25 protein-coding genes are annotated in these 25,295 nt (G+C 62.8%); 10 read left to right on the forward strand and 15 right to left on the reverse strand.

Annotated features, from left to right (window positions below):
* Window positions 1-153: 153 nt before the first annotated feature.
* Window positions 154-981, reverse strand: coding sequence for a 2-dehydro-3-deoxygalactonokinase (locus tag C9E81_RS07520; RefSeq protein WP_122111667.1), 828 nt, complete (start codon window positions 979-981; stop codon window positions 154-156).
* Between the two features lie 51 nt (window positions 982-1,032).
* Window positions 1,033-1,323 (reverse strand): DUF2218 domain-containing protein, encoded by a 291-nt coding sequence (locus C9E81_RS07525; protein ID WP_122111668.1) that lies wholly within the window; start codon window positions 1,321-1,323, stop codon window positions 1,033-1,035.
* A gap of 185 nt (window positions 1,324-1,508) precedes the next feature.
* Here C9E81_RS07525 and C9E81_RS07530 point away from each other — a divergent pair, with 185 nt between their 5' ends.
* Window positions 1,509-1,733: a hypothetical protein gene (locus C9E81_RS07530; RefSeq protein ID WP_341802629.1), complete on the forward strand. Its 225-nt coding sequence runs from the start codon at window positions 1,509-1,511 to the stop codon at window positions 1,731-1,733.
* Entirely contained in the window at window positions 1,730-2,179 is a 450-nt protein-coding gene (gene dtd, locus C9E81_RS07535; RefSeq protein WP_122111669.1) for a D-aminoacyl-tRNA deacylase, read from the forward strand. The genes C9E81_RS07530 and dtd overlap by 4 nt, the downstream gene beginning before the upstream one ends.
* A 239-nt stretch (window positions 2,180-2,418) precedes the next feature.
* Here the strand turns inward: dtd and tolA are convergent, their stop codons facing one another.
* Genes tolA through C9E81_RS07555 form a run of 4 tightly spaced genes read right to left on the reverse strand, consistent with a single transcriptional unit; the run spans window position 2,419 to window position 4,797 of the window.
* Window positions 2,419-3,336, reverse strand: a complete 918-nt coding sequence (tolA, locus tag C9E81_RS07540; protein ID WP_122111670.1) for a cell envelope integrity protein TolA — start codon at window positions 3,334-3,336, stop codon at window positions 2,419-2,421.
* Between the two features lies 1 nt (window position 3,337).
* Window positions 3,338-3,718 (reverse strand): biopolymer transporter ExbD, encoded by a 381-nt coding sequence (locus C9E81_RS07545; RefSeq protein WP_122111671.1) that lies wholly within the window; start codon window positions 3,716-3,718, stop codon window positions 3,338-3,340.
* Window positions 3,719-3,721: 3 nt separating this feature from the next.
* Window positions 3,722-4,117: an ExbD/TolR family protein gene (locus C9E81_RS07550; RefSeq protein WP_122111672.1), complete on the reverse strand. Its 396-nt coding sequence runs from the start codon at window positions 4,115-4,117 to the stop codon at window positions 3,722-3,724.
* The gene (locus C9E81_RS07555; protein WP_122111673.1) at window positions 4,114-4,797 is read right to left on the reverse strand and encodes a MotA/TolQ/ExbB proton channel family protein; all 684 of its coding nucleotides are present in this window, start codon (window positions 4,795-4,797) and stop codon (window positions 4,114-4,116) included. Before C9E81_RS07555 ends, C9E81_RS07550 begins: the two co-directional genes overlap by 4 nt.
* A 345-nt stretch (window positions 4,798-5,142) precedes the next feature.
* Between C9E81_RS07555 and cobA the strand changes: the two genes are divergently transcribed.
* From cobA to C9E81_RS07575, 4 genes are all read left to right on the forward strand, one after another.
* Entirely contained in the window at window positions 5,143-5,919 is a 777-nt protein-coding gene (cobA, locus tag C9E81_RS07560; protein ID WP_122111674.1) for a uroporphyrinogen-III C-methyltransferase, read from the forward strand.
* Window positions 5,920-6,038: 119 nt separating this feature from the next.
* Window positions 6,039-9,146 carry a calcium-binding protein gene (locus C9E81_RS07565; protein ID WP_122111675.1) on the forward strand — a complete coding sequence of 1,036 codons (3,108 nt, stop codon included), beginning with the start codon at window positions 6,039-6,041 and terminating at the stop codon, window positions 9,144-9,146.
* Between the two features lie 184 nt (window positions 9,147-9,330).
* Window positions 9,331-11,682: a cache domain-containing protein gene (locus tag C9E81_RS07570; protein ID WP_122111676.1), complete on the forward strand. Its 2,352-nt coding sequence runs from the start codon at window positions 9,331-9,333 to the stop codon at window positions 11,680-11,682.
* 81 nt (window positions 11,683-11,763) lie between these two features.
* Window positions 11,764-12,381, forward strand: coding sequence for a response regulator transcription factor (locus C9E81_RS07575; protein WP_122111677.1), 618 nt, complete (start codon window positions 11,764-11,766; stop codon window positions 12,379-12,381).
* Window positions 12,382-12,847: 466 nt separating this feature from the next.
* Here the strand turns inward: C9E81_RS07575 and C9E81_RS07580 are convergent, their stop codons facing one another.
* The 6 genes from C9E81_RS07580 to denD all read right to left on the reverse strand — a co-directional run bounded on the left by C9E81_RS07580 (window position 12,848) and on the right by denD (window position 17,730).
* Window positions 12,848-13,615, reverse strand: a complete 768-nt coding sequence (locus C9E81_RS07580) for a hydroxypyruvate isomerase family protein (RefSeq protein ID WP_122111678.1) — start codon at window positions 13,613-13,615, stop codon at window positions 12,848-12,850.
* Window positions 13,616-13,617: 2 nt separating this feature from the next.
* On the reverse strand, window positions 13,618-14,268 hold the full coding sequence (gene otnC / locus C9E81_RS07585; RefSeq protein WP_122111679.1) for a 3-oxo-tetronate 4-phosphate decarboxylase: 651 nt from the start codon (window positions 14,266-14,268) through the stop codon (window positions 13,618-13,620).
* Window positions 14,269-14,270: 2 nt separating this feature from the next.
* Entirely contained in the window at window positions 14,271-15,125 is an 855-nt protein-coding gene (locus tag C9E81_RS07590; protein ID WP_122111680.1) for a fumarylacetoacetate hydrolase family protein, read from the reverse strand.
* 150 nt (window positions 15,126-15,275) lie between these two features.
* Window positions 15,276-16,004, reverse strand: coding sequence for an SDR family oxidoreductase (locus C9E81_RS07595; protein WP_122111681.1), 729 nt, complete (start codon window positions 16,002-16,004; stop codon window positions 15,276-15,278).
* Complete coding sequence (locus tag C9E81_RS07600; protein WP_208021127.1) at window positions 16,001-16,753, reverse strand: GntR family transcriptional regulator; 753 nt, start codon at window positions 16,751-16,753, stop codon at window positions 16,001-16,003. The genes C9E81_RS07595 and C9E81_RS07600 overlap by 4 nt, the downstream gene beginning before the upstream one ends.
* Entirely contained in the window at window positions 16,750-17,730 is a 981-nt protein-coding gene (gene denD, locus C9E81_RS07605; protein WP_122111682.1) for a D-erythronate dehydrogenase, read from the reverse strand. The genes C9E81_RS07600 and denD overlap by 4 nt, the downstream gene beginning before the upstream one ends.
* A 162-nt stretch (window positions 17,731-17,892) precedes the next feature.
* On the opposite strand from denD, the gene C9E81_RS07610 reads away from it, so the two are divergent.
* From C9E81_RS07610 to C9E81_RS07625, 4 genes are all read left to right on the forward strand, one after another.
* Window positions 17,893-19,674: an IlvD/Edd family dehydratase gene (locus tag C9E81_RS07610; protein WP_122111683.1), complete on the forward strand. Its 1,782-nt coding sequence runs from the start codon at window positions 17,893-17,895 to the stop codon at window positions 19,672-19,674.
* Between the two features lie 27 nt (window positions 19,675-19,701).
* Entirely contained in the window at window positions 19,702-20,436 is a 735-nt protein-coding gene (locus C9E81_RS07615; protein ID WP_122111684.1) for an SDR family oxidoreductase, read from the forward strand.
* Window positions 20,437-20,503: 67 nt separating this feature from the next.
* The gene (locus C9E81_RS07620; protein ID WP_122111685.1) at window positions 20,504-21,445 is read left to right on the forward strand and encodes a 2-hydroxyacid dehydrogenase; all 942 of its coding nucleotides are present in this window, start codon (window positions 20,504-20,506) and stop codon (window positions 21,443-21,445) included.
* A gap of 18 nt (window positions 21,446-21,463) precedes the next feature.
* A complete protein-coding gene (locus C9E81_RS07625; RefSeq protein ID WP_122111686.1) occupies window positions 21,464-22,156 on the forward strand; it encodes a GntR family transcriptional regulator in 693 nt (230 codons plus the stop codon).
* Between the two features lie 52 nt (window positions 22,157-22,208).
* On the opposite strand, the gene C9E81_RS07630 is transcribed toward C9E81_RS07625, so the two are convergent.
* The 3 genes from C9E81_RS07630 to C9E81_RS07640 all read right to left on the reverse strand — a co-directional run bounded on the left by C9E81_RS07630 (window position 22,209) and on the right by C9E81_RS07640 (window position 25,245).
* A complete protein-coding gene (locus C9E81_RS07630; RefSeq protein ID WP_122111687.1) occupies window positions 22,209-22,640 on the reverse strand; it encodes a hypothetical protein in 432 nt (143 codons plus the stop codon).
* A gap of 150 nt (window positions 22,641-22,790) precedes the next feature.
* On the reverse strand, window positions 22,791-24,482 hold the full coding sequence (locus tag C9E81_RS07635; RefSeq protein WP_122111688.1) for an AMP-binding protein: 1,692 nt from the start codon (window positions 24,480-24,482) through the stop codon (window positions 22,791-22,793).
* Window positions 24,483-24,792: 310 nt separating this feature from the next.
* A complete protein-coding gene (locus C9E81_RS07640; RefSeq protein WP_122111689.1) occupies window positions 24,793-25,245 on the reverse strand; it encodes an Hsp20 family protein in 453 nt (150 codons plus the stop codon).
* Window positions 25,246-25,295: the final 50 nt, after the last annotated feature.

The raw sequence follows: 25,295 nt of genomic DNA on the forward strand, positions 1-25,295 counted from the left end.
TGGCACGGATACTGGAATACTGTTGACCGGCGGCCCGATCACATGAGGGCACAAGCATAGAATCGCCCAATTAACCATATGCGGCAACTGATAATCGCGTGTATGGGGCTGGAAGCGACGGGAATGCGACGATATCGGCCTTCGCGCCGGAAATCAGTGCAATATGCCCTTGGCCGCATTCACCGGCAGGGATTTCCACGCGGCATGCAGCCCGGCCAGCAGGGCGGCATCCGGATCCGGGCGCTGGATGGAAACGCCTTGCCGCTCGAGCGCAGCGGCATAAAGATCGGCCAGCGGCGCATGCCCGGTCACGGCAACCCTCTCTCCCAGCCAATAGGGTTTCGCATCGGCCATCTCGATACCGATCAGCAGCCCGGCGAGTTGCGAAGCCTCCGCCCCCTTCGCGCCGCGCAAGGCAAGCAACCGGCCATAGGCGCGATGCGGGCGGCTCAGCGCATCCTCGAAGGCGGCGAAGAAGGCATCGGGATCGCTCGCGGCATCGGAGGAATGCGGGCTGCCGAGCCATACCAGCAACTCACCCGTCATATAGCCGTGGAAATGGCAGATCTCGCTGGCTGAAATACGCACCCAGTGACTGCGGCGGCCGGGCAGGCAGATCACCCCGTCGAATTGCGGCTCTGCCTTGAGCAGACCGGCGATTGCCGCCGTCTGGCCATGCAACGCGCCGGCGGGTGTCGCCTGCGTTACCCCTTGTGCCAGCCAGAGCGGGCGGGCGCCGCCACTGCCCTGCACGAGACGGAGCGCCGCCGAAACAGGCGCAGCCGCGCCCGGAGCGGGGAATTCGCCCGTCAGGTCGGCCAGCAGCACCGGCAGATCCGGCCAGTCCTTCAACGCATCGGTCAGCGCGGCCATCGAGGTGCAGGCCCCCTCTTGCCGCGCGCATATCCCGGCTCCCTGCATCGACCAGAAACGCAGGCGGGCGCCGTCATACTCGGCGGCAATCCAGTTCGGGGCGCTCATTCGACAGTCCTTTCACGGCAACTGCCTGTTTGTGACACCCGGCCCGTGCCGTCAACCGGCTGCGGCGCTCCAACGCAGGGGCTGCGGGTCCTCGCGATGGGCAAAGCGCAAAAGATGGCTTTCCAGCACCTCGCAGGTCCGCTGCAAGCCCCCCTCATCAGGGGCATCGGCGGTAAGGCGAAGGCCCTCGGCCGTGGTCTCGATCTCTGCCTCGCCCATCTCGAAATGGAAGCTTGACCGGTCATCCAGCATATCGACATCGATCTTGTGGCCGAAATGCTTGGACATGGTGGCCAGCAGTTGCGGGCCGCGGGTTGTCGGGAAATCCGCTGTCAGACGCATGGCAAATCCTTATAGATGCTCCCCTGTCGATACCCGACCTAAGCACTCGGCAATCCGAGGTCAATTCCCGACAAAATCACAAGGACAAACCCCTGCCTGCCGCAGCCCGCGCCCCTCGACCTTGCCTCACGGACCGATCGCGGCTAGGTCGGCGGAAACCGGTGATCACCTGAAAGGGGCGCGACGTGGAGATTTTCGACATGCTTGTCTGGGGCGGCGCGGCATTGACGCTGGTGGGGCTGGCCGCGCTGATCTGGTGCATCGTCACCGCCATCCGCATCCGCCGCGCGGAACTGGACGAAAACATGCTGCGCGCCCGCATGCAGGGCATCCTTGCCGTCAACATGGTGGCGCTGGTGATCTCGGCGCTCGGACTGATGACGGTGGTGCTGGGGGTGATGCTGGGATGAGGGCGCTGGTCCAGCGGGTCAGCGAAGCCTCGGTAGAGGTCGGGGGGCGTATCGTCGGCCGGACCGGACCGGGGCTTGCCGTGCTGGTCTGCGCCATGCGGGGCGATGACGGGACCGCCGCCGAGAAACTTGCCGCCCGCACAGCCAGGCTGCGCATCTTTCGCGACGATGAGGGCCGGATGAACCGCTCGCTTCTCGATGTCTCGGGCGGGGCGCTGGTCATCAGCCAGTTCACGCTGGCAGCCGACACGCGCAGCGGGAACCGCCCCGGCTTTTCGGCGGCGGCGGCACCCGATGACGGAGAACGGCTGTATCTGCATTTCGCCGAAAGCCTGCGAGGGCTGGGTGTCCCGGTCGAAACGGGCAGCTTCGGCGCGGATATGAAGCTGCGCCTGCTGAATGACGGGCCGGTGACGATCTGGCTGGACTCGGCGGATCGGGGTTGATGGAGGTGGCGGAGCGGCGCTGACCGCCCGCCGTCCAGTCACGCTCGCAACGGCACGTGACACAACATCGAATAGGATTGACTCAATTGACTCAGCAGTCGCTGCGAAAGGCTGCGGTGACATCCGTCCTATACCGGCCTCTCAACGAGCCTATAGCCGGAATGCACCGCCCCAGGAACATGAGTTACTCCCAAACAGGCGGCGAGTTAATTGCACTCGCCTCATCACCTGATGGGCAATCACCTAACGCTGACCGGCATGGGGGCGGTTATCGAACTGGTGATATTCAATGCAGCCGGCGCGGCGGGACACCGCCCCACCCGGGAGATGGCCTGCACCACTGCCCTGTCCACACTGGTGTCGCCCGATGAAGCGGCCAATGAGACACCCTGTATGCCACCGTTCGGGGCGATCGTCACATTGACGGTCAAGCTCCCTCCCCCTCGAATACTGGCGCGTCTGGCACCACTATAAATGCAGGCACTGAGCTGACTTTGCCACTGCGACAACAAACTGGCCCGCTGCTGCTCACTGATCCCGTTGCTCCCGCCACCGGCGGAACGTGACGAGGAATCCCCCCCGGCACCGCCCCCTTGCGAGGCAGGTTCGGGTTGGGCGGTCTGCCGCTGCGGTGTCGGCTCGGCCTCGCGCGCGACTTCGGGTTCGGGTTCCGGCTCGGGTTCGGGTTTCGGCGGCTTCTGGCCGGGACGCTCCGATGTGTCGAGCGCCAGTTCCGACTTGATCTCGGGCGGTTCGAAACGCTGCAATTCAGGCAGTTCCGGCTTGACCGGCTCGGGCTGTGGCTCGGGCGGCTCCGGCAGGTTCGGCTTGGCCGCGCTGAGCTCGGGCGCGGCGGGCACCTGCGGCGTTTCGGGCGCGCGCTCGGGTGCCTGATCAGGCGTCGGCTGCTCGATCTCCGGCTCGGCCATCTCTTCGGGTTCCGTCATCTCCGGCTCTTCGGCGGTCTCTGGCGGATTCTCCCATTGCTCGACCAGTTCCGACATCCTGCCCGAGCCCGCCGCAACCGGCGCGGGCGGATTGGGCATCGCCGCCCCCATCGCGATCCGCTCCGGCATGACAATCGCCGCTCCGGCGACATGCAGCGCCGCGGCGATGGTCAAGAAACTTGCAACTTCCCATTTCTGCCCGGCTGCCATCTCAACCTCCGCTGACGACGAGTTGTGCGCCCGTATCGCTGATCTCGCGCAGGCGTTTCAGCAGGCCGGCGATCTGCGTGGCGGAGGTTTCCGCATCCGCGCGGATCTCCAGCGGCTCTTCCCCCCGGCGTTCGCCGATCGCGGCCCAGACATCGGTGCCACGCGCCTCGTTATAGGCCAGTTCACCGGCCGCCGAGACGTAAAGCACATCGCGATCCTGCGAGGGGATGTCCGAGCTGCTTTCGGGTGGCGTCAATTCGAACGGCGTGGGCGGCGTGACCTGCGCGGTCAGCAGGAAAAAGATCAGCAGCAGGAAGACCACGTTGATCATCGGAATGATCGATTCGCCTCGCGGGCGGCGGGGGGGCATGTCGATACGCATGGCTCACTCGACCAGGATCATGTTGTTGAAACCTTTCGCCCGCAGCCCGTCCATCACGCTGACAAGGCGCTGCAGATCGGCCTCGTCGCGGGGCCGCAGGATCACCGCCGCCCCTTCTTCGGGCATCAGTGCCGCCAGCGCCCCGGCCAGTTCGGCCTCGGGCGTCTCGACACCGTTCAGCGAAACGCTGTCGGGCGAGATATCCACCAATCGCGGCGCACCCTGCCACTCGCTGCCCGCTCCCTCGGCACCACCGGCGACGGGCAATACCGCATCCATGCCGAAACGCGAGGACAGCATGAAGAAGATCAGCAGCAGAAAGACGACGTCGATCATCGGCGTCAGCGACATCCTTCGCGGATGCCGGCGCGGCCCCAGATCGAAGCTATCCTCGCTCATTCCGCCGCCTTGAGCCGCAAGGCCGGCTGTTGCGGCGAGTCGGCCTTGACAAAGATGCGCGTCGCCAGGTCCTCCAGGTCAGCCTGCAGGCGGTCGGCGATGGATTCGAACCAGCTGAGCGCCACACCAGCGGGGATCGCCACCGCCATGCCTGCCGCCGTGGTTAGCAGGGCCTCCCAGATGCCGCCTGCAAGGGCGGAGGGATCGGCACGGTTGCCCGATTCCTGCAGCACCTGGAACGCGGCGATCATCCCTAGGACGGTGCCCAGCAGGCCCAGCAGCGGCGCGATGGTCGCGATCAGCTCCAGCGCCCGCAGCCCCTCGCGGGCACGATAAAGGGTCTGGCGCGCGATACGGGCGGTTTCCTCGCGCGCGGTCTTGTCATCGATCGACGGATCGAGCGTGGTGCCGATCGCAGCCTGCGCGACACGGGCACGGGCAGAGGGACGTCCTCGCACCTCTTCCATAGCTTCGCGGCGACGCCCCTCGGCCCAGAGCGCGAGAGCGCGGCGCGAATGGCTGCCGCCCCAGACCCCGAGACGTGACAACGAGAACAGTTTCCACAGCACGATGGCAAGCGTGACGACGGACAAGGAGGTGATCAGCCACATCGTCCAGCCGCCATCCTGGATCATCTGCAGCAGCGGCAGGGCGGTGATTGTCGAGGAAAGTTCAGGCATGGCATGCTCCGTAGCCAAGAGGGCGCGGCGCCATCCAAGAGGCCGCCAGATGCGCGGATGCCGGATGCTTGGTCAATGCCGCCGCCAGAAACACGCCCGCGGATTCACCCGGTCCGGAAATCTCGGAAAAAGCGTCTTTCGGATAGTGCGGCACCTATATTCTCCGGCGAGATCGGTTATCAGACAATTAATGACAGGCACCGCGCTAATGTTTCCGACTAAACATGTCAAGTATAGCAACCTGCCGCCCCGACCGTGGCAAGGGATCAAATACGTTGTCACCGCATGTTCCGGTGATATAGCTGGAAACCCCCGTCACCGCCATAAAAGAGAAAGCCGCCGCTCGTGACCAGCCCCGCCCATTCGACCGGTTTCGTATCTCTCGTTTCGGCTGGCCCCGGGGATCCCGAGCTGCTGACGCTCAAGGCCGCGCGGCGGCTGGCCGAGGCCGATGTGATCCTGTTCGACGACCTTGCCTCGGGACCGGTGCTCGATCAGGCGGGACCGCAGGCCGAACTGATCGCCGTCGGCAAACGCGCGGGCCGCCCCTCGGCACGGCAGGAACATGTGAACGCGCTGCTGGTCGGGCATGCACGGCAGGGCCGGCGGGTGGTGAGGCTGAAATCCGGCGATGCGGGGATCTTCGGCCGGCTGGAAGAGGAACTGATCGCCCTGACGGATGCCGGAATTCCCTTCGAGATCATTCCCGGCGTGACCTCGGCCAGCGCCGCCGCGGCGGCCGCCGGCCTGCCCCTGACCCGGCGGCTGACCGCGCGCCGCCTGCAGTTCCTGACCGGCGCGGATGTCACCGGCAATCTGCCCGAGGACATCAATTGGGCCGCCATCGCCGATCCCGGCGTGACCACGGTGGTTTTCATGGGGCAGCGCAGCTTTCCGAAACTGGCCGAGGGATTGCGGGCTCATGGTCTGCCGGCATCAACTCCGGCCCTGTTCGCCGAGGCTGTGGGCCATCCGCATCAGCGGCTGGTCCGGACCACGGTCGGTGAGCTGGCGGAAATGATGCGCGATACCAAGGTCACGCAGCCCGGCATCATCCTCTATGGTCCGCTTGCCTTCCACGATCCGAAGAAGGAATCCGGCACGCCGGAGCCCACGAAATAGCAAGCATTTCTATTAAAATGCGCCATTCAAATCTGGTGCATTCCTGCCCGGTTCATGGCTTGATGATCCCGCCGACACATTTCCGATGATGTCGGCAGGTAACAAAGAACAGACCGATCATGCTGAGCTATCGACATGTGGCCACCCATGCGGCCGCAAACGAACAATGGCTGTCCGGAGTAACGGATCTGGAAATCCTGACCAGTAATGGCCAGGCAATGCTGCTCGCCACGACAGCTTTCTGGGGTGCGGGCATCAGTTCATATGCGCTTGCCACGCCCGACAGGCCGCTACAGCAGATCGATACCCTGCCCTTCCCCGCGCATTTCGCCTATCAGCGGGAACCCGACATCAACCTGTTGAATGTGAACGGAGAGGATTTTGTCCATCTCACCCGGTTGGGCGGCGCCGAACATATGGGGGTCGGCCTTTCACCTGCCGGTGATCTGGGCGGCTTCCGGCCGCTTTTCGCGCCCGGCGACATCGGCGCCGAGATCACCTCACTGGGCCAGTTCAGCAGCCCGGCCGGAAGTTTTCTTTACCATGCGCACCGGGACAGTCTGGAACTCACGGTGCAAAGGATCGGTGCGGACGGGCAGTTGACCGGGCCCTCCAGCATTGCCATTCCCCTGCCCGACGCCCACGAGAACAGCGCACTGGACAAGATCATCGAAACGCATGTCGGAGAGGCGCGTTTCCTTGTCGCGATCTCGAAGATGGGCGATTTCATCTCGACACATCATGTGACCGATTCCGGCCAGATAGGCACCGGAATGCTGCATGTCGGCGCGATGGGAACAGGCTATGCGGTGCCCACGGATATCAGCGCGATACAGGCCGGAGGCTATACATATGTCGTCGCCGCTGCCGCAGGCTCCTCGACCCTCACCGTGTTCAGGCTTCTTGCGGACGGCAAGCTGACGCCGACCGACCATATACTCGACGAGGGCTATACCAGCTTTGAACGGATAACCTCGCTGGAAACCGTGACCGTCGGTGATCGCGCCTATGTTTTCGCGGGGGGCGTGGATGACGGTCTCAGCATTTTCACGTTGCAGCCCGATGGACGGCTTTTGCATCTGCAGACCATCGCGGACAGCAACGAAATGACACTGGCGGATGTGAGCGATATCGAGGCAAGGCTCGACGACGGCAAGATAGATCTGTTCGTCAGTTCGGCCACGGAAAACGGCATCACCCAGCTTCAGTTCGATCCCGGCACAATCGGCGAAACCGTTTCGTCAGCGAACAGGGTCATCGGCGGAACAATGAACAATGACCTGTTACTCGCCGAAGCAGGCAACCGGAGAATGGATGCGCAAGATGGCAATGATATCCTGATAGCGACTGCCTCTGGCATCAGGATGTTTGGCGGCGCCGGCGCAGATATTTTCGTTCCCGCCCATGATACCGGCCGAATCCTGATAATGGATTTCGAGATCGAATCAGACCGGCTGGACCTGAGCCAGCTTGGCATCCGCAGCCTGTATCAGGTCCAGTTCCTGCCAAAGGCAGGCGGTATCAAGCTGCGTTTCCACGACGCAACCATCGAAATCGCCACCAGGGACGGAACCGCCCTGACTGAAGCGGATTTTTCGAACGACATGTTTCCGATCGCGCATTACAACCTGCCCGAAATCGACCCCGCCGAATTCGGGACCGACCCCCCTCCCGTTACGGTCGGCAGGCATATTTTCGGAACCGATGGAGCCGACACCTTGTCGGGGCAGGTCGGTCCGGATGTGATCAGGGCGAGAGCGGGCGATGACATGGCCTCGGGAAATGCCGGGAACGATGCTATTCACGGCGACGGCGGAAATGACCATCTTACCGGCGATGACGGGAATGATCGCCTTCATGGCGGCACGGGTGACGATATCCTGTCGGGCTCCAACGACGAGGATTATCTGGTCGGCGGCACAGGGAACGATGTGCTGTTCGGCAATCTTCACAAGGACATGCTGATCGGCGGATCGGGGGACGACACGCTTTACGGCGGATATGGCGATGACACGCTGACCGATGCCAATGGCCTGAACCAGCTTTGGGGAATGCTGGGAAATGACCGGATCAACGGTGGAGCAGAGCGCGACTTCGTCGAGGCGGGCGCCGGGGATGACATCGTGTTCGGCAGGGAGAGCGCGGACCGCATCGCCGGAAATGACGGCAATGACACGCTTCGCGGCGATATCGGCGACGACCGCATCTGGGGCGGAGAAGGTGACGACAAGATATACGGCAATCTTTACAAGGACATGCTGGTCGGCGGGTCGGGAAATGACTCGATCTATGGTGGATATGGCGATGACACGCTGACCGATGCCAATGGCCTGAACCAGCTTTGGGGGATGCTGGGAAATGACCGGATCAACGGTGGAGCAGAGCGCGACTTCGTCGAGGCGGGCGCCGGGGATGACATTGTATTCGGCGGGGAAAAGGCGGATCGCATCGCCGGAAATGACGGCAATGACACGCTTCGCGGCGATATCGGCGACGACCGTATCTGGGGCGGAGCGGGCGATGACGAGATATATGGCAATCTCTACAAGGATATGCTGGTCGGTGGACCGGGAAACGACTCGATCTATGGCGGGTATGGCGACGACACGATCACCGATGCCGAGGGTCTCAACCAGCTTTGGGGAATGCTGGGAGATGATCTGATAACCGGCGGAGCAGAGCGCGACTTCGTCGAGGCGGGCGCCGGGGATGACATCGTGTTCGGCAGGGAGAGCGCGGACCGCATCGCCGGAAATGACGGTAATGACACGCTTTACGGTGATATCGGCGACGACCGTATCTGGGGCGGAGAGGGTAACGACGAGATATACGGCAATCTCTACAAGGACATGCTGGTCGGCGGGTCGGGAAATGACTCGATCTACGGTGGATATGGCGATGACACGATCGCAGGCAGCCTGGGCACCGATGAATTGGTTGGCGGGACAGGCAAGGATAGCTTTCGCTTCTCCTTCGCCACCCACAGTTCTCCCGACGCCCCCGACATTATCCGGGATTTTGAAACCGGGTCGGACAAGATGGACCTGTCGTCACTCGGTCTTGTCTATATCGGAAACGATGTCTTTACCGGCAGCCGCCAATTGAAATGGGAATTCCAGGGCGCTGACACCCGCATCAACATTGACATCGATGGCAATGGCCATGCCGAGATGGCTTTTATTCTGAGCGGGCAGATTTCGCTGAGCGAAGATGATTTCCTTCTTTGAACAACTCATGGGATTCGAACAGCTGCCAGCTTTGCGCCCATTGTCCAACCGGGGCCGGCGGTTCATGAATCGGATTGACCCGCAAATCCTTGAATGCGGTTCTTGTCACGCAGCAGGTTTTCAGTCACGCGGGGAAACTCTATCAATATATTGTCATACCCGGCTTTACTGGAAGATCGCAAAGATGAGGATTTCGCTTGGGGCACTGCTTGCAATAGGTCTGGCGGGCCTTCAACTCGTCGCGGTTCTGGCCGTCGTGTTCACTTCCTATATCACATCGGAACGGGCGCTGCTCGATCATGCGCAAAAGATCCTCAGCGATGTCGGAATGAACGCCACCGAGCATTCCAAGGGTTTTCTGCGCCCGGCGCGCGGTGCGGCCGAGCTTGCGGCACGATTGTCGGAAAATCGCATTCTGGCCAGCGACGACCCCGAGATCCTTGAGCGGTTCCTGTTTCAGCAACTCAAGGTCACGCCACAGTTCTCCGGACTTTATTTCGGCTCGGAGGATGGCAGTTTCGTCTTTGTCATGCGCGATACCGGGAAGGCTCCGTTTCGGACCAAGATTATCACCGTCGAGGGCGAAACCCGGCGCAGCGAGCAGATCTGGCGCAACGCGAATTTCGAAAGGATCAAAAGCGAGGTCGATCCGACCGACATGTTCGACCCCAGGACCCGTCCCTGGTATATCCGCGCCCGTAAGGCCCTGGATACGATATGGACCGACCCCTATATCTTCTTCACCTCCCAGCAGCCCGGCATTACGCTTGCAGCCCCGGTTCGAACCGGCGATGGCGGTATCAGTGGCGTTGTCGGGGTGGATATCGAGATCAGCAGCATCTCGGAATTCCTGTCGAATCTGAGGATCGGCAATACCGGCAAAGCGCTGATCATCAACCGCAATGGCGACGTGATTGCCCATCCCAACCGGGATCTTCTCAAGACCCAGGATGACGACGGGACATTACGCTTTCCGAATATCCGCGAATTCGAAGACGAGATCGCGCGGGAGGCATTTTCCTGGCTCGGGGATGGGTTCAATGAACAAGTAAGCAAAGAAAGCTTTTCCAAGTTCATCTTCGATGATGAAGTCTACATTTCGACCCTGACGCCGATCATCAGCGATAACCTGCCATGGATCATCGGCGTCTACGCGCCGGAGATCGACTTCATCGGCGGGCTCAAGCGAAGCCGGGCGATCAGCATCTGGATTGCCGTATTGGTCGCCATAGCCACAGGTTTCGCAGGGCTGGCCCTGGCGGATTATATCCACCGGCCGGTCCGCGCCTTCGCCGTCCGGTCTGCACTTATCGCCCAGGGAGAGATCGATCCCTCCGAACCGATGCCCAGCACCTACAAGGAACTGGCCCACGCCAATGAAACGCTGATGCAGCAGATCGTTGCGCGCAAAAAGACCGAGCGCGAATACGGGCAGACATTCGACCTGTCATCGCGGGCCATGGCGCAAATCACGCCCAGTTCGGGCGAGTTTCTCAAGGTGAATGCGAAATTCTGCGAAATCACCGGTTATGACACGAATGACATCACGCATATGCGTTACGCCGATCTTATTCATCCGGATGACCGCAACAAGTTCAACTCCGATTTCTTCGCGACGAGCGACGGCTTTGCCACCCGGCACGAAACCCGCTTTATCCGCAAGGATGGCGAAAGCATAACCATCGCGGTAAACGCGATCCTTATTCGCGATTACAACGGCAACCCGCTGCACGCGGTGGTGACGCTGGATGACATTACCGAAAGCAAGGCCCAGGAAAACCAGATCGCCCGCCTGAACCGCGATCTGATCCACCTGTCCCGCGGGCATACATTGGGACAGATGGCGGCCGGGCTTGCGCATGAACTGAACCAGCCGCTGGCGGCCATCGCCCAGAATACCGATACCGCGCTGCTGATCGTCGATTCACTCCAGAACCGCCCGCCCGAACTGAGAGAGATCCTGACAGAGGTCGAACAGCAATCGCTGCGCGCCGGCGACATCATCCGGGCGCTGCGCGGTTTCATCATGAAGGATGCGACGGGCGCGACCCTGTTCGACATCGCCGAGCTGATCGAGCAGGCGCAGCGCCTCGTCCAGCCCGAGGCGACCGAGGCAGGCGTGACGATCCATGCCTTGTCATGCGATCCGCCGCCAGTCAGCGCCAATCGCATCCAGGTCGCCCAGGTCATCGTCAACCTGCTTCGCAATGCCGTCGAGGCCATGGGCGAAAGCAATCTCGCACCACGCAAGATCACCGTCACAGCCAAGAAAATCGGGCGGCAGTTGGAGATATCCGTCGAAGATACCGGGCCGGGGATAAGTCCCGAAGTCGAACTGTTCACCGAATTCGAGACAACCAAGGCGAATGGCATGGGGCTTGGTCTTTCGATTTGCCGCAGCATGATCGAGGCGAATGGCGGCAAGCTTTGGCATGATGCAACTTACACGGGCGGAGCGCGTTTCTGTTTTACCTTGCCTATCCTTCCGGATAGCACTGACAATAACATCAGGAACCGGGAATCGAGATCAATATAGAGACATATCGCCGGATGCCGCGTGAATACCGCGATTGCCGCAGATCGATACCCGCAACCGCATGACAGGAAGGGTGATGGGATGTCCGATGCTTCTCATATCGTTTTCATCGTGGACGACGATCCGGATATCAGGTCTTCGCTGCTTCGCGCATTGCGCATCCGGGGGATCGAAGCACAGGCCTTCGCCTCAGCCGCCGAGTTTCTCGAGCATTACGACAGCGAGCAGATCGCCTGCCTGATCCTCGATCAGGGCATGCCCGACATGACCGGGCTGGAACTGCAGCAACATCTCAAGAAAAAGGGCTGGGCCATTCCGATAATCTTCATAACCGGCCATGGCGGCATTCCCGAGTCGGTGCAGGCCATGAAGGGCGGCGCGATCGACTTCCTGGAGAAACCCTTCCGCCAGGCCGAGTTGATGGAATGCATCCAGAACGCGCTGAGCGTAGCCAGTTCCATGCATGCGGCCAACCAGACGGACCGGGATCTGCAGGAGCGCTTTTCCCGCCTGACCCCGCGTGAAAAGGAAATCGTGAATCACATGCTTTCGCGTCCCTCCGAGGTTTCCAGCAAGGAAATCGGGCGGTATCTGAATATCAGCCCCAGAACCGTGGACAACCACCGGGCGCGGATACTGGAAAAGCTGGGGGTAGGATCGGTCGTGGAACTCATGTCGCTGGCACGCAATATGGGCTGACAAGAAGTGCCGGGCCTGCGCGCCACACATCCAGAAATGAAAAAGCCGCCGGAGCTCGGCGCAATGCCCCTAACTCCGACGGCGATCTGAAATGGCTCTCGTTCAATATCTCCCGGTGCCGTGCGGTCACCCACCACCCGGGCTGCCGGGACAGACTATTCAACTCGGGAAAACAGTGCTGGTTAACCCGCCGCCTCACATATATTTTTCGGCGGCATAAATGGTATACAGAATTCAGACTGATGCGGATATTCGCAAGATTACGCAGGTAGTTTTACCTACATGGATTAACGACTTGCCTTGATTCAGCTTGCCCCTGCGCGTATCGGCCGGGGGTTCACCCTGCACTGTGCCGGGCGGATTCTGCCGATGCCGGTTTCAACCTTGCCGGGATCGAGCTTCGGACTGTATGCGGGCGGGAATTTCGCGATATACGCTGCAATTCCGTTGCGCTTTCATCCTGAACTTATGCGCTTGGACGCAGGCTCTGCATCCAGCCGAGACTCGCATCTGTCGCACCGACGGGGCGGTATTCCGCGCCTAACGGACGATCCCAGCCCATATTGTCGATCTCGGCAAAGACATGGCGGTAATCCAGTTCTCCGTGATCCGGGGCGCCGCGATCGGGCACCGCGGCAAACTGGATATGACCGGTGAGGGGCGCCATGCGATGCAAGAGCCGTGTCAGGTCGCCCTGCATGATCTGCAGGTGATAGCAATCGAACATCATCCGCAGATTGCCACGCCCCGCCCGCTCGATGATCGCGGCGGCCTGATCGGCGCTGTTCAGAAAATAACCGGGCGCATCGTAATGGTTCAGCGGCTCGATCAGGATGGCCGCGCTCTGCCGCGCCGCTAGTTCGCAGGCGAAATCCAGATTGGCGAGGAACGCGGCCTCGGCGCGCGGGCCGCTAGCGAAACCGGCCATGACATGCACCGCCTTGCAACCGATCCGGCCCGCGTAATCCAGCGCCTGCGAGATCGCCTCGCGTGCTTCCGCCTCGCGGCCCGGCAGGGCGGCAAGGCCGTTCTCTCCCTCCTTGCCGCGCGAACTGTTCAGACCCAGCATCTCCAGCCCCGTGTCGTCGAGCGCGGCACGGATATCGGCGGGATCGAACCGGTAGGGCCAATGGCATTCGACCGCATCGAACCCTGCCCGGGCCGCCGCCCGGATCGCGTCGGGCAGCGGCAGATCGGACCAGAGGAAACCGAGATTGGCGGAAAAACGAGGCAAGTTCAGTCCTCCCACTCGATCTTGTTGATACGGACCAGATCGGCGATCTGCGCGGCATCCAGCATCCGGGCGGGCAGACCACGCAGCATCATGGCAAGGCGGGCGGTCGCCTCGAGTTCCTCGACCGCGTTGCAGGCCGCCTCGGGCGTCCTGCCGGCGACGACGGGGCCGTGATTGGCCAGCATCACCGCCGCGCGCTTGCCGCCCAACCCGCGCACAGCATCGCCCATCGCCGCATCACCCGGCCGGAAATAGGGCAGCAGGGTAACCTTGCCCAATTGCATGATCGCATAGGGTGTCATCGGCGGCAGCCAGTTGTCGGGATCCTCGGCCGGCAGCATGGACAGCGCAACCGAGTGGCAGGAATGCAGGTGCACAACCGCCCCCGTCCCGTCCCGTGTGTCGTAGAAGGCGCGATGCAGAGGCATCTCCTTGGTCGGCGGATCGCCCCCGATCTGCCGGCCCGAGGCGTCGAAGCGGGCAAGCCGCGCCGGGTCCAGCCGCCCGAAACTCGTGCCGGTGGGCGAGACCAGCAGCCCGCCATCCTCGCAGCGGGCCGAGATATTCCCGGTCGAACCATGCGTGAGCCCACGCCGGAAAAGCGAGGCCGCCAGCTCGCACAGGGATTCGCGCAGGCGGGCCTCGGCACTCATGGTCAGGCGTTGCCGACCTTCTGGGTCTGTTCGCCCAGGCCCTCGATGCCCAGCCTCATGACCTCGCCGCCTTTCAGGAAGACCTGCGGCGATTGCCCCATGCCAACGCCGGGAGGCGTCCCGGTGGTGATGATATCGCCCGGCTGCAGGGTCATGAAGGTCGAGCAATAGCTGACCAGTTCCGCAACGCCGAAGATCATCGTCTCGGTCGAGCCGTCCTGGTAACGCTTGCCGTCCACCTCGAGCCACATCTTCAGCTTGCCGGGATCGGGGATTTCGTCCGCCGTTACCATCCAGGGACCGATGGGACCGAATGTGTCGAAGCCCTTGCCCTTGTCCCAGGTTCCCGTGCGTTCCAGTTGCCATTCGCGCTCGCTGACATCGTTGACCACGCAGTAGCCAGCGACATGTTTCATCGCCTCGGCCTTGCCGACCCCCGAGGCGGGGGCGCCGATGACGATGCCCAGTTCGACCTCCCAATCGGTCTTGGTCGAGCCCTTCGGCACGAGGACTTCGTCATCCGGGCCGGTAATGCAACTGGTCCATTTGTTGAAAACCACGGGTTCGGAGGGCACCGCCATGCCGGATTCGGCGGCGTGATCGGCATAGTTCAATCCGATGGCGATGAATTTGCGCACCAGGCCGACGCAGGGGCCAAGGCGCAGCCCGTCCTGCGGCTTGCCCTCGACCAGCGGCAGGTCGTCGGGGTTAAGGGCCCGCAGGCGCTCCAGCCCTTCAGGTGCCAGCACATCGCCTGCGATATCGTCGATATGGCCCGAAAGATCACGCACCCGGCCCTGATCGTCCAGAAGCCCCGGCTTTTCGGCCCCGACCGGCCCGTAACGCAATAATTTCATTCCGTCCCCCAATTTGAAAAAATCCTTCGCAACCTAGTCCACCGGCAGATGGCATGCAATCTGGCATACCACGATCCGGCGCATTCAACCGCCTCGCGGCATGCCGGGACATAGGCGCCGGCCAACGAGGAAAATCGCATCCGCACGGCATCAATACGTCGCGCGCCCGCCCGAGATGTCGAACACCGCGCCGGTCGAGAAGGCGCACTCCTCAGAGGCCAGCCAGGCAACCAATCCGGCGACCTCTTCCGGCTCAAGGAAGCGGTTCATCGGTATCTTCGACAACATGTAGTCGATATGTTCCTGCTTCATCTGGTCAAAGATCGGCGTGCGCGCGGCGGCTGGCGTGATGCAGTTCACCATCACCCCTGTTCCCGCCAGCTCCTTGCCGAGGCTTTTCGTCAGCGCGATCAGTGCCGCTTTCGAGGCCGAGTAATGCGAGGCATTGGGATTGCCCTCCTTTCCCGCGATCGAGGCGACATTCACGATCCGCCCGTAACCGCGCGCGATCATGCCGGGCACCAGCGCGCGGCAAATCACATAGGGCGCATTCAGGTTGACCTCCATGACCTGCCGCCATGTGTCGGGTTCGATCTCCCACAGGCGGGCATTGCCACCGGTAATGCCCGCATTGTTCACGAGGATATCGACGACGCCCGCCTCATCGGCCGCGGCGGCGACATCGGCATCATCGGTCAGTTCGACCTTGCGTGCCCGGCCGCCGATCTCCTCCGCCGCGGCCAGCGCACCTTCCTCGTTGCTGTCCCAGATGATGACCTCCGCCCCCGAGCCGGCAAAGCGGCGGGCAACGGCCAGGCCGATGCCCTGCGCGCCTCCGGTGACGATGGCGCGGCGGCCGCTAAGGTCAATCTGGTTCATCGCATATCCTCCTGTGAATCCGTGGAATCGCCCGGCGGCAAGTGGTTCTTCAGCAAGGCAAGCTGCTGGGCATCGGCGCGGGCGCGGTGACGTTCATGCGCATGGCGGGCAGCCTCTTCGTCGCGGGCATGGACGGCGGCAAGGATCTCCCGGTGCTCCTTGTCTGACTGATGCGGCACCGGACGCAGTGGCAGGATCAGCATCCGCGCGCGAAATTGCTGCCCCCAATATTCGCCAAGCGTGCGTTGCAGCCGTGCATTGCCGCACAGGCTGACCATGCTGGAATGGAAATCGTCGTCGAGATCCGACCAGCGCACGATATTGCCATTGGCGGTGTAGCGCTCCATCCGGTCGAGCAGCCCCGACAGATGGTTATGCTCGCCGTGGCTCAGCCCCCGCCGCGCGACCAGCGCCACGGCGCGGATCTCCAGTGCCGAGAATACGTCGAGGACCTCGGCCACGTCGCACAGGCTCAGGTCGCACACGGTGATGCCATGGCGGGCGCGGATATTGACCAGTCCCTCTTCGGCCAGCTTGATCGCCGCCTCGCGAACCGGCGTGCGCGACAGCGACAACAGCGCTGCAAGTTCGGTCTCCAGAAGCGTCGTGCCAGGCGCAAGCCGCCCGGTCAGGATCCGGTAGCGCAGGTCGTGATAGGCGCGTTCGCGCGCGGGCATGTCCTCGCTTCCCGGAAGAACCGGATGAGGCCGTGTCGCCCGGTTCGAGCGAAAGGCGCGCCCGGCCTTCATGTCTCCCCTTCCCGCAACCCGGTATCGTGCATATGGGCACGGATGATATCCTGAAAACTGGCATCGGCGGTGAACCCGGCCTCGATTGCGCGTGCGGCGTCGAAATTCCGCGGCCAGCCGGCGACGATGGCGCGGATCGTGGCGTCGGGCTCGCGCCTGATCAGGCCCACGCGATCCTCGCCCGCGACTTCGCCCAACGCGGCGATCATTTCGCCGACGGTGACGGACAGGCCCGGCATGGTCAGGCAGCGCCGGGCCCCGAGAGGCGCGGTGTCCATTGTCGCGGCATGAATCAGAAAGCCTGTCGCGGATGCCGGGCTGGCCACCCAGTGCTGCACGTCGTCATCGACGGGCAGCACCGCCTCCACCCCCGCAAGAGGCTCGCGGATGATACCCGAGAAGAAACCCGACGCGGCCTTGTTAGGCTTGCCCGGCCGCACCACGATTGTCGGCAGGCGGATACCCACGCCGTCGAAGATGCCGCGCCGGGAATAATCGTTCAGCAGCAGTTCCCCGATCATCTTCTGCGCGCCGTAGCTGGTCATGGGCGCGGTGATGAACTCGTCGCCGATCGCCTCGGGGAAAGGCGCGCCGAAGACCGCTATGGAAGAGGTATAGACGACGCGCGGATGATAGTCCCCAAGCGCCCGGATCGCCTCGAAGAGATTGCGCGTGCCGTCCATGTTGATGCGATAGCCCTTGTCGAAATCGGCCTCGGCCTCGCCCGAGACGATGGCGGCAAGGTGAAAGATCACCTCCGGACGGCCCGCCACCAGCCGGCCGACCACGGCCCGGTCCGAGATATCGCCGGTCTCAACCTCGACCGTCACGCGGCTATTCCCTTGCGCCGAGGCGGGCACCACGTCGAACAGCGTCATCCCGCTTACCGGTTGATCGCCCAGCTTGCCGCTTTCGGCCAGCGCCTCGGTCAGGTTGCGGCCGACCATACCGGCCGCGCCTATGATGAGAACCTTCATGCGCTGCTCCTCCTTTGCGCCAATCCTTATGTATACGTTATCTGCCTTTCCTCGCATTGTTCAAGCGCTTGTCCTTCCGTGGCTGTGTTCGGCTTTACAGTCCACGCCGGCATGGTATACCAGATTCGCATTCAGGTAAGCTGACGCCAGCCGGAGGGAACCATGTCCGATACACGCGCAAACAAACGCTTCCGCAGCCAGGAATGGTTCGACAATCCCAACAATCCCGGCATGACCGCGCTCTATGTGGAGCGTTACCAGAACCAGGCCTTCACGCGCGAGGAAATCCAGGCGGGCCGGCCCGTCATCGGCATCGCCCAGACCGGCAGCGACCTTGCGCCCTGCAACAAGATCCATGTGTTTCTGATGGACCGCATCAAGGCCGGGATTCGCGATGGCGGCGGCATCCCGATGGAATTCCCGGTCCATCCGATCCAGGAAACCGGCAAGCGCCCCACCGCGGCGCTTGACCGCAATCTCGCCTACCTGTCGCTGGTCGAGGTGCTGCATGGCTATCCCATCGACGGCGTGGTGCTGACCACCGGTTGCGACAAGACCACCCCCGCCATGCTGATGGGCGCGGCGACGGTCGATATCCCGGCGATCACGCTGAACGGCGGGCCGATGCTGGACGGCTGGTGGCAGGGCAAGCGCGCGGGCTCGGGCACTATTGTCTGGGAAAGCCGCCGCCTGCTGGCCGAGGGCGCGATCGATTACGAGGAATTCATAAGCCGGGTCTGCGCATCCGCGCCCAGCCTTGGCCATTGCAACACCATGGGGACCGCCAGCACCATGAACGCGATGGCCGAGGCGCTTGGCATGTCCCTGCCCGGCTGTTCCGCCATCCCCGCACCCTTCCGGGAGCGCATGGCGATGGCTTACGAGACCGGCAAGCGCATCGTGCAGATGGTTCTGGACGATTTGAAACCCTCGGATATCCTCAGCCGTGAAAGCTTCGAGAACGCCATCGTGGTGAACGCGGCCATCGGCGGCTCGACCAACGCGCCGCCGCATCTGCAGGCCGTTGCCCGCCATGCCGGGATCGAGCTGAACGTCAAGGACTGGGAAACCATCGGCTTCGAGGTGCCGCTGCTGGTCAACATGCAGCCCGCCGGGGAGTATCTGGGCGAAAGCTTCTTCCGCGCCGGTGGCGTGCCTGCGGTGATGGGAGAGTTGCGCAAGGCCGGGCTTATCCGCGAAAACGCCATGACCGTGACCGGCAAACCCATGTCCGAGAACCTGCGGGGCTGGGACAGCCGCGACAGCGAAGTGATTCGTTCCGTCGCCGATCCCCTGCGCGAAAATGCGGGGTTCCTGGTCCTGTCAGGCAACCTGTTCGACTCGGCACTGATGAAGACCAGCGTGATCTCCGGGGATTTCCGCGACCGTTTCCTGTCGCATCCCGGTGCCGAAGGGGTCCACGAGGCCCGCGCCATTGTCTTTGAAGGTCCCGAGGATTACCACGACCGCATTAACGACCCGGCGCTGGAGATCGACGAGAATTGCATCCTCTTCATCCGCAATGTCGGCTGCGTGGGTTATCCGGGCAGCGCCGAGGTGGTGAACATGCAGCCGCCCGATGCGCTGCTGAAACAGGGCGTCAACCACATGCCCACCGTCGGCGACGGGCGGCAGTCGGGCACATCGGAAAGCCCCTCGATCCTGAACGCCTCGCCCGAGGCGGTCGTGGGCGGTGGGCTTGCCCTTCTGCAGACCGGCGACCGGGTGCGGCTGGACCTGAACAACCGGCGCATGGATGCGCTGGTCGAAAAGGACGAATGGCAGCGCCGCCGCGACGCGTGGCAGCCGCCCGAACTGGTCAACCAGACGCCCTGGCAGGAGATCTATCGCCGCCATGTCGGCCAGTTGGCCGATGGCGGCTGCCTGGAACTGGCGACGGCCTATCAACGCGTGGCACGCAACCTGCCGCGCGACAATCACTGAACTGATATCACAGGGGGAGGCGAGGCAATGACAGGCACCATCATCATCACCGGCGCGGGCAGCGGTATCGGCCGGGTCACGGCGCGGGTATTTCTGCAAGCGGGCTGGCAGGTCGGGCTGATCGGCCGGCGCGAGGAGGCGCTGCGCGAAACCGCGGGCGATGCGGGCGCGCTGGTCCTGCCCTGCGACGTCACCGATGCCGCGGCGGTGGATGCCGCTTTCGACAAGGCCGTGACCCGGTGGGGCCGGATCGACGCGCTGTTCAACAATGCCGGCACCGGGCTGGTCACCCAGACCCCCGACGAGGTCGATGCGGATGAATTCCGCCGCGTGATCGACGTCAACGTGAATGGCGTCTTCAATTGCGCCCGCTCGGCCTTTCGCGTCATGCGCGCGCAAAAGCCGCAGGGCGGGCGGATCATCAATAACGGCTCGGTCTCGGCCCATGCTCCCCGGCCCGGCTCGATCGGTTACACGGCATCGAAACATGCCGTGACCGGGATCACGCGCTCGATCTCGCTTGACGGGCGGCCGTTCAACATCGCCTGCGGACAGATCGATATCGGCAATGCGCTGACCGACATGGCCGAAAAGATGACCCGGGGCGTGCCGCAGGCCGACGGCTCGGTCAGGGTCGAGCCGGTGATGGATGCGCAGGTCGTGGCCGATACCGTGCTGCACATGGCCAGCCTGCCCGAGGGCGCGAATGTGCAATTCGTCACCGTCATGGCCACGAACATGCCCTTTATCGGGCGCGGCTGATACCGGTGAACTCCCGCTTGTCCATGCGGCATCGCGGTTCGGCCCAGAAATAGCGAAAGGAATTCCCATGCCCCAAATCATTGCAATTGGTCCCTATTCCGACAGGGACGCCACCGCGCTGGAACAGGATTTCGACGCCCGCCGAGTAGCGAGCCTTGCCGAGATGGCCGAACTACCCGAGGCCGAGCGGAAAGATATCCTCGCCGTTGCCTTCATGGGGCACGATCCTTTCGACGGCGCGCGCATGGATCTGCTTCCCTCGCTGAAGGCAATCGCCAATTTCGGCGTGGGCTATGATGCGATCGACGTGGAGGCCGCAAGTTCACGGGGTATCCGCGTTACCAACACGCCCGACGTTCTGAATGACGACGTGGCCGACCTGGCGGTCGCCATGTGGATCGCGCAGGCCCGCGACTTCGAACCGGCGATGCAGCATCTGCGCAGTGGCGATTGGGGCCGGGGCAGGAAACTGCCACTGGCGCGCAAGGCCTCAGGACGCAAGGTCGGCATACTCGGGCTCGGCCGCATCGGGCGCGAGATCGCCGACCGGCTCGCCGGTTTCAAATGCGAGATCCACTACCAGTCGCGCAGCCGCAAGGACACGCCCGAAGGCTGGACCTATCACGCCGATCCGGTCGATCTGGCCCGCGCCGCCGACGATCTTTTCGTCGCGGTGGTCGGCGGCCCGCAGACCGAGGGTTTCGTCTCGGCCGAGGTGATCGAAGCCTTGGGTCCGGACGGCGTTATCGTGAATATCTCGCGCGGGACTGTCATCGACGAAGAGGCGCTGATTGCCGCGCTGGAATCGGGCGCCATCCGGGGCGCGGCGCTGGATGTATTCAAGGGAGAGCCGCAAGTCGATCCGCGCCTGATCGGGATGAAAAACCTTCTCCCCCTGCCCCATATCGGCTCGGCCACGGCCGAGACCCGCGCCGCGATGGGCGAATTGCAGCGCCGCAACCTGCGCGCCATGCTGGACGGGCGCGAGCCGGAAACACCGGTCAACTAGGGGCGGCCGGGCAATGCGATGACCCGCACTGAAGATACCGACCGGACCTATCCCGCCGGTATCGCCGCACGGCTGCGGCGCGAGATCCTGACCGGCGACCTGCCCCCTGGCAGCCTGTTGAAAGAGCGCGACCACGCGCTGCGATTGGGTGTCAGCCGCACGCCCTTGCGCGAGGCGATACGGATCCTGGGACAGGAAGGGCTGGTCACGCTGCGCCCGCTGCGCAGCCCCATCATCGCCAACCCTTCGCTGGAGGAGGTGCTGGACGAGATTGCCGTGCTGCGTCAGCTCGAGCTGTTCTCGGGCGGCCTCGCCTGCCGGAACGCGACAGCCGAAGAGATCGAGGCCATCGCGGGCATGGTCACCGACATCGCCACCGATCACGCCTTGGGCGACAAGATCGACGTATTCGACCGCGACATGCGCCTGCACACCGCAATCGCCGATGCCGCGCATAACGCCGCGCTGAGCCGGACCTATCGTGAATATCTTGCCCGTCTGTGGCGCATCCGCTTTCTGTCAGCGCGCGAACGGGCCGAGGCAGGGCGCGTGCTGGCAGAACACGAGGAAATGATCGCGGCACTGCATGCCCGCGACCCCGTCCGCATGACCGCGGCCATAGATTCGCATCTGGATGGGCTGGTGCGAAACGTCACCCGGCATTTCCAGCGGCACGCAAACGGGAACCGGCGAAAGACGGATCGGGGATGACTTGCGGCCCTGCCGCGACATCCCGATCCGCGCGTTGCGCCACGCCCTTCCCTCAGTTCGAGAATGCTCTCAGCAGATCAAGGACAGCCAGGACCTTCCGCGTACCGCTATCCACGCGATAGACATAGTTGTCGTCCCGGTAGTAATCCCATCCCCGGCGATATTCCAGATCGTAGCGGCTCGGATCCCGGATGATCCTGTAATCCCCCACGCGCAGAATATCCCCGATACTCGGGACATACCGGATATCGGCGTTACGCACCTGTCCCGGCGGAACACATGGCGGGTTTTTCTTGGCCAGTCCGGGCGGGCAGTTCGCGACATAGCGGGGCAGAACCCGGCGCTCGCCGCCATGCTTGTGAACCTGATGATGGCGGGCATGTTTGCCATTTCCCTTGCCCTTGCCCGGGTCGGCAGACGCGGGCAGCGCAATTCCCATGGCGACAAGAACAACCGCCGCAGTGATGTATCGATGAAGCGTCATGGCTTCTCTCCGTATGTCAATCCTGAACCATTAACGCACAGGATACAGAAAGGATGCAGTCAGAGCATCGCTTTAATTCGCTGGCGCGCCGATTGTCGATAGGGGTCAACGCGCGAATGGCCTGCCGGTTGCCGCGCCCCGCCATCCCCGTCAGCCGGAAAGCTCCTGGGCCATCGCATCGCGCATGACGAATTTCTGCGGCTTGCCGGTCACCGTCATCGGAATCTCGGCCTTGAACCGGATATGACGCGGCACCTTGTAATGCGCCATCTGCCCCTGGCAGAAGCTGCGGATTTCGTCCTCTGTCGCCTCCTGGCCGGGTTTGAGCACGATCCAGGCGCAGACCTCCTCGCCGAATTTCTCATCCGGCACGCCAAAGACCTGCACGGTCTGAACAGCCGGATGGCGAAAGATATATTCCTCGATCTCGCGGGGATAGATATTCTCGCCGCCGCGTATCAACATGTCCTTCACACGGCCGACAATGCTGCAATAACCCTCGGCGTCGATTGTGGCCAGATCACCCGTATGCATCCAGCCGTCATCGTCGATGGCCTCGGCGGTCTTGTCCGGCTCGCCCCAATAGCCACGCATGACCGAATAGCCGCGCGTGCACAGCTCTCCCGTCTCGCCGATGCCGACGGTCCGGCCCTGATCGTCGACCAGCTTCACCTCGAGATGCGGATGAATGCGCCCCACGGTCGAAACGCGCTTTTCCAGCGGATCGTCGGTATGGGACTGGAAGGATACGGGGCTGGTCTCGGTCATGCCATAGGCGATGGTGACTTCGGACATGTTCATGTCGCGCTGCACCCGCTTCATTACCTCGATCGGACAGGGCGCGCCCGCCATGATCCCGGTGCGCAGCCGCGACAGGTCATGCCCGGCGAAACCTTCCGCATCAAGCATGCCCGAAAACATGGTCGGCACCCCGTAAAGCCCGGTGCATTTCTCGTTCGCGACAGTCGCGAGCGTGATGTCGGGGTCAAAGCCCTCCCCCGGGAAAACCATGGCGGCGCCCTTGGTGACGCAGCCAAGAACCCCCATGACCATGCCGAAACAGTGATAGAGCGGCACCGGGATGCATAACCGGTCGGCGCTGGTGAAATGCATTCGCCCGGTGGTGAAATGCGCGTTGTTGACGATGTTACGATGGGTCAGCGTCGCCCCCTTGGGCAATCCGGTCGTGCCCGAGGTGAACTGGATATTGATCGCGTCATCAGGGGACAGCGCCGCGGTGGCGGCATCGAGCCGCCCGGGATCGGCGGGGGTCGCGGCGAGATCGTCGAAATTCAACATCCCGTCGGATTTTTCCCCGCCCATGCGAATGACGATACGCAAGTCGGGCAACCTTGCCGAAACCAGCGCACCGGGCGCGCATTCACCAAGTTCTCCGGCAAGTTCGTTCAGCATGGCAAGATAGTCGGAGGACTTGAACCGGTCGGCGGCGATGATCGCCCGGACGCCGACATGGCGCAGCGCATATTCCAGCTCGCCTATCCGGTAGGCCGGGTTCACGTTGACGAGGATCACGCCGATCCGTGCAGTCGCGAATTGGGTCAACACCCATTCGGGACGATTTGGCGACCAGATCCCCAAGCGATCCCCCCGTGCCAGCCCGAGATCAAGCAGCCCCGTCGCAAGACGATCCACCGCATCCGAAAACTCCTGCCAGCCAAGCCGCAGGCCGCGATCGGGAAAGACAAGCGCCTCGCCATCCGGATTCCCCGCCACGCAGCGCGCCAGCAGTTCCGGAATGGTGTCGTTCAGCAATGCGGGCTCTTCCCCACCACGCACATGCGCTTTGCCACCGGCATGCGGTGCCTCGCCATAGACCATCATGTCTCCTCCCTTCGCCTTGCGGCTGCCGGCCCTCCACCGGCATTGCCGGAACAAGCATAATTGAACAATTATTCAATTCAACCTTGTTAGCGAATGACTCTGGCTTCCGCCCGGCAGCATGAGCAACCTGCCCCGGCTTTCAGGCGGTTTTACCGGACATGGGAATTTTCCTGCCTGTCACATCCGCCGTTTCCCAGGAGAATATCCGGCTTGAGGGAAACGCCTCTTTCCCGCAGCTATCCGGAATCAAGCAACGCCCGGCCGATGGGGCGGCCGGGCGGTTCCGAAAACCGGCAGTGGAACGGGGCTGTCAGGCGTCCAGCTTTTCCACTTTCGGCGCGGATTTGGCGATCTCGATCCGGCGCGGTTTCAGCGCCTCGGGGATTTCGCGCACCAGATCGATATGCAGCATGCCATCGACATGGCTGGCGCCATCGACACGAACGTGATCGGCCAGGGTGAACTTGCGCTCGAAGGCGCGGGTGGCGATGCCGCGATGCAGGTAGCTGCGGTTGTCATCCTCTTCGGCTTTGCGGGCCGAAACGATGACGGCACTGTCACGCAGTTCGACGCTCAGATCGTCGGCGGCGAAGCCGGCCACGGCGATCGATATGCGATAGCTGTCCTCGCCGGTCTTCTCGATATTGTATGGGGGATAGGTGGGTGCGGCCAGATCGGCCGTCAGCGCGCGGTCCACGACATCGGCCAGCCGGTCAAAACCCACAGTGGCGCGATAAAGCGGGGTCAGGTCGAAATTACGCATCAGTCACATCCTTTCATAAGCGATGCCATGTCATTGCCCCCCGGTCTCCG

The organism is Paracoccus alkanivorans (assembly GCF_003697785.1).
GTDB lineage: Bacteria > Pseudomonadota > Alphaproteobacteria > Rhodobacterales > Rhodobacteraceae > Paracoccus > Paracoccus alkanivorans.

Coding starts and splice junctions, on each gene's coding strand:
- tolA (WP_122111670.1), bottom strand. CDS start 3,336: ATGGCAGCCGGGCAGAAATGGGAAGTTGCAAGTTTCTTGACCATCGCC.
- C9E81_RS07520 (WP_122111667.1), bottom strand. CDS start 981: ATGAGCGCCCCGAACTGGATTGCCGCCGAGTATGACGGCGCCCGCCTG.
- C9E81_RS07600 (WP_208021127.1), bottom strand. CDS start 16,753: ATGAAGGCCGGGCGCGCCTTTCGCTCGAACCGGGCGACACGGCCTCAT.
- C9E81_RS07590 (WP_122111680.1), bottom strand. CDS start 15,125: ATGAAATTATTGCGTTACGGGCCGGTCGGGGCCGAAAAGCCGGGGCTT.
- C9E81_RS07595 (WP_122111681.1), bottom strand. CDS start 16,004: ATGAACCAGATTGACCTTAGCGGCCGCCGCGCCATCGTCACCGGAGGC.
- C9E81_RS07615 (WP_122111684.1), top strand. CDS start 19,702: ATGACAGGCACCATCATCATCACCGGCGCGGGCAGCGGTATCGGCCGG.
- C9E81_RS07640 (WP_122111689.1), bottom strand. CDS start 25,245: ATGCGTAATTTCGACCTGACCCCGCTTTATCGCGCCACTGTGGGTTTT.
- otnC (WP_122111679.1), bottom strand. CDS start 14,268: ATGAGTGCCGAGGCCCGCCTGCGCGAATCCCTGTGCGAGCTGGCGGCC.
- C9E81_RS07620 (WP_122111685.1), top strand. CDS start 20,504: ATGCCCCAAATCATTGCAATTGGTCCCTATTCCGACAGGGACGCCACC.
- C9E81_RS07565 (WP_122111675.1), top strand. CDS start 6,039: ATGCTGAGCTATCGACATGTGGCCACCCATGCGGCCGCAAACGAACAA.
- C9E81_RS07635 (WP_122111688.1), bottom strand. CDS start 24,482: ATGATGGTCTATGGCGAGGCACCGCATGCCGGTGGCAAAGCGCATGTG.
- C9E81_RS07625 (WP_122111686.1), top strand. CDS start 21,464: ATGACCCGCACTGAAGATACCGACCGGACCTATCCCGCCGGTATCGCC.
- dtd (WP_122111669.1), top strand. CDS start 1,730: ATGAGGGCGCTGGTCCAGCGGGTCAGCGAAGCCTCGGTAGAGGTCGGG.
- C9E81_RS07550 (WP_122111672.1), bottom strand. CDS start 4,117: ATGAGCGAGGATAGCTTCGATCTGGGGCCGCGCCGGCATCCGCGAAGG.
- C9E81_RS07545 (WP_122111671.1), bottom strand. CDS start 3,718: ATGCGTATCGACATGCCCCCCCGCCGCCCGCGAGGCGAATCGATCATT.
- C9E81_RS07525 (WP_122111668.1), bottom strand. CDS start 1,323: ATGCGTCTGACAGCGGATTTCCCGACAACCCGCGGCCCGCAACTGCTG.
- denD (WP_122111682.1), bottom strand. CDS start 17,730: ATGAAGGTTCTCATCATAGGCGCGGCCGGTATGGTCGGCCGCAACCTG.
- C9E81_RS07610 (WP_122111683.1), top strand. CDS start 17,893: ATGTCCGATACACGCGCAAACAAACGCTTCCGCAGCCAGGAATGGTTC.
- C9E81_RS07630 (WP_122111687.1), bottom strand. CDS start 22,640: ATGACGCTTCATCGATACATCACTGCGGCGGTTGTTCTTGTCGCCATG.
- C9E81_RS07575 (WP_122111677.1), top strand. CDS start 11,764: ATGTCCGATGCTTCTCATATCGTTTTCATCGTGGACGACGATCCGGAT.
- C9E81_RS07570 (WP_122111676.1), top strand. CDS start 9,331: ATGAGGATTTCGCTTGGGGCACTGCTTGCAATAGGTCTGGCGGGCCTT.
- C9E81_RS07555 (WP_122111673.1), bottom strand. CDS start 4,797: ATGCCTGAACTTTCCTCGACAATCACCGCCCTGCCGCTGCTGCAGATG.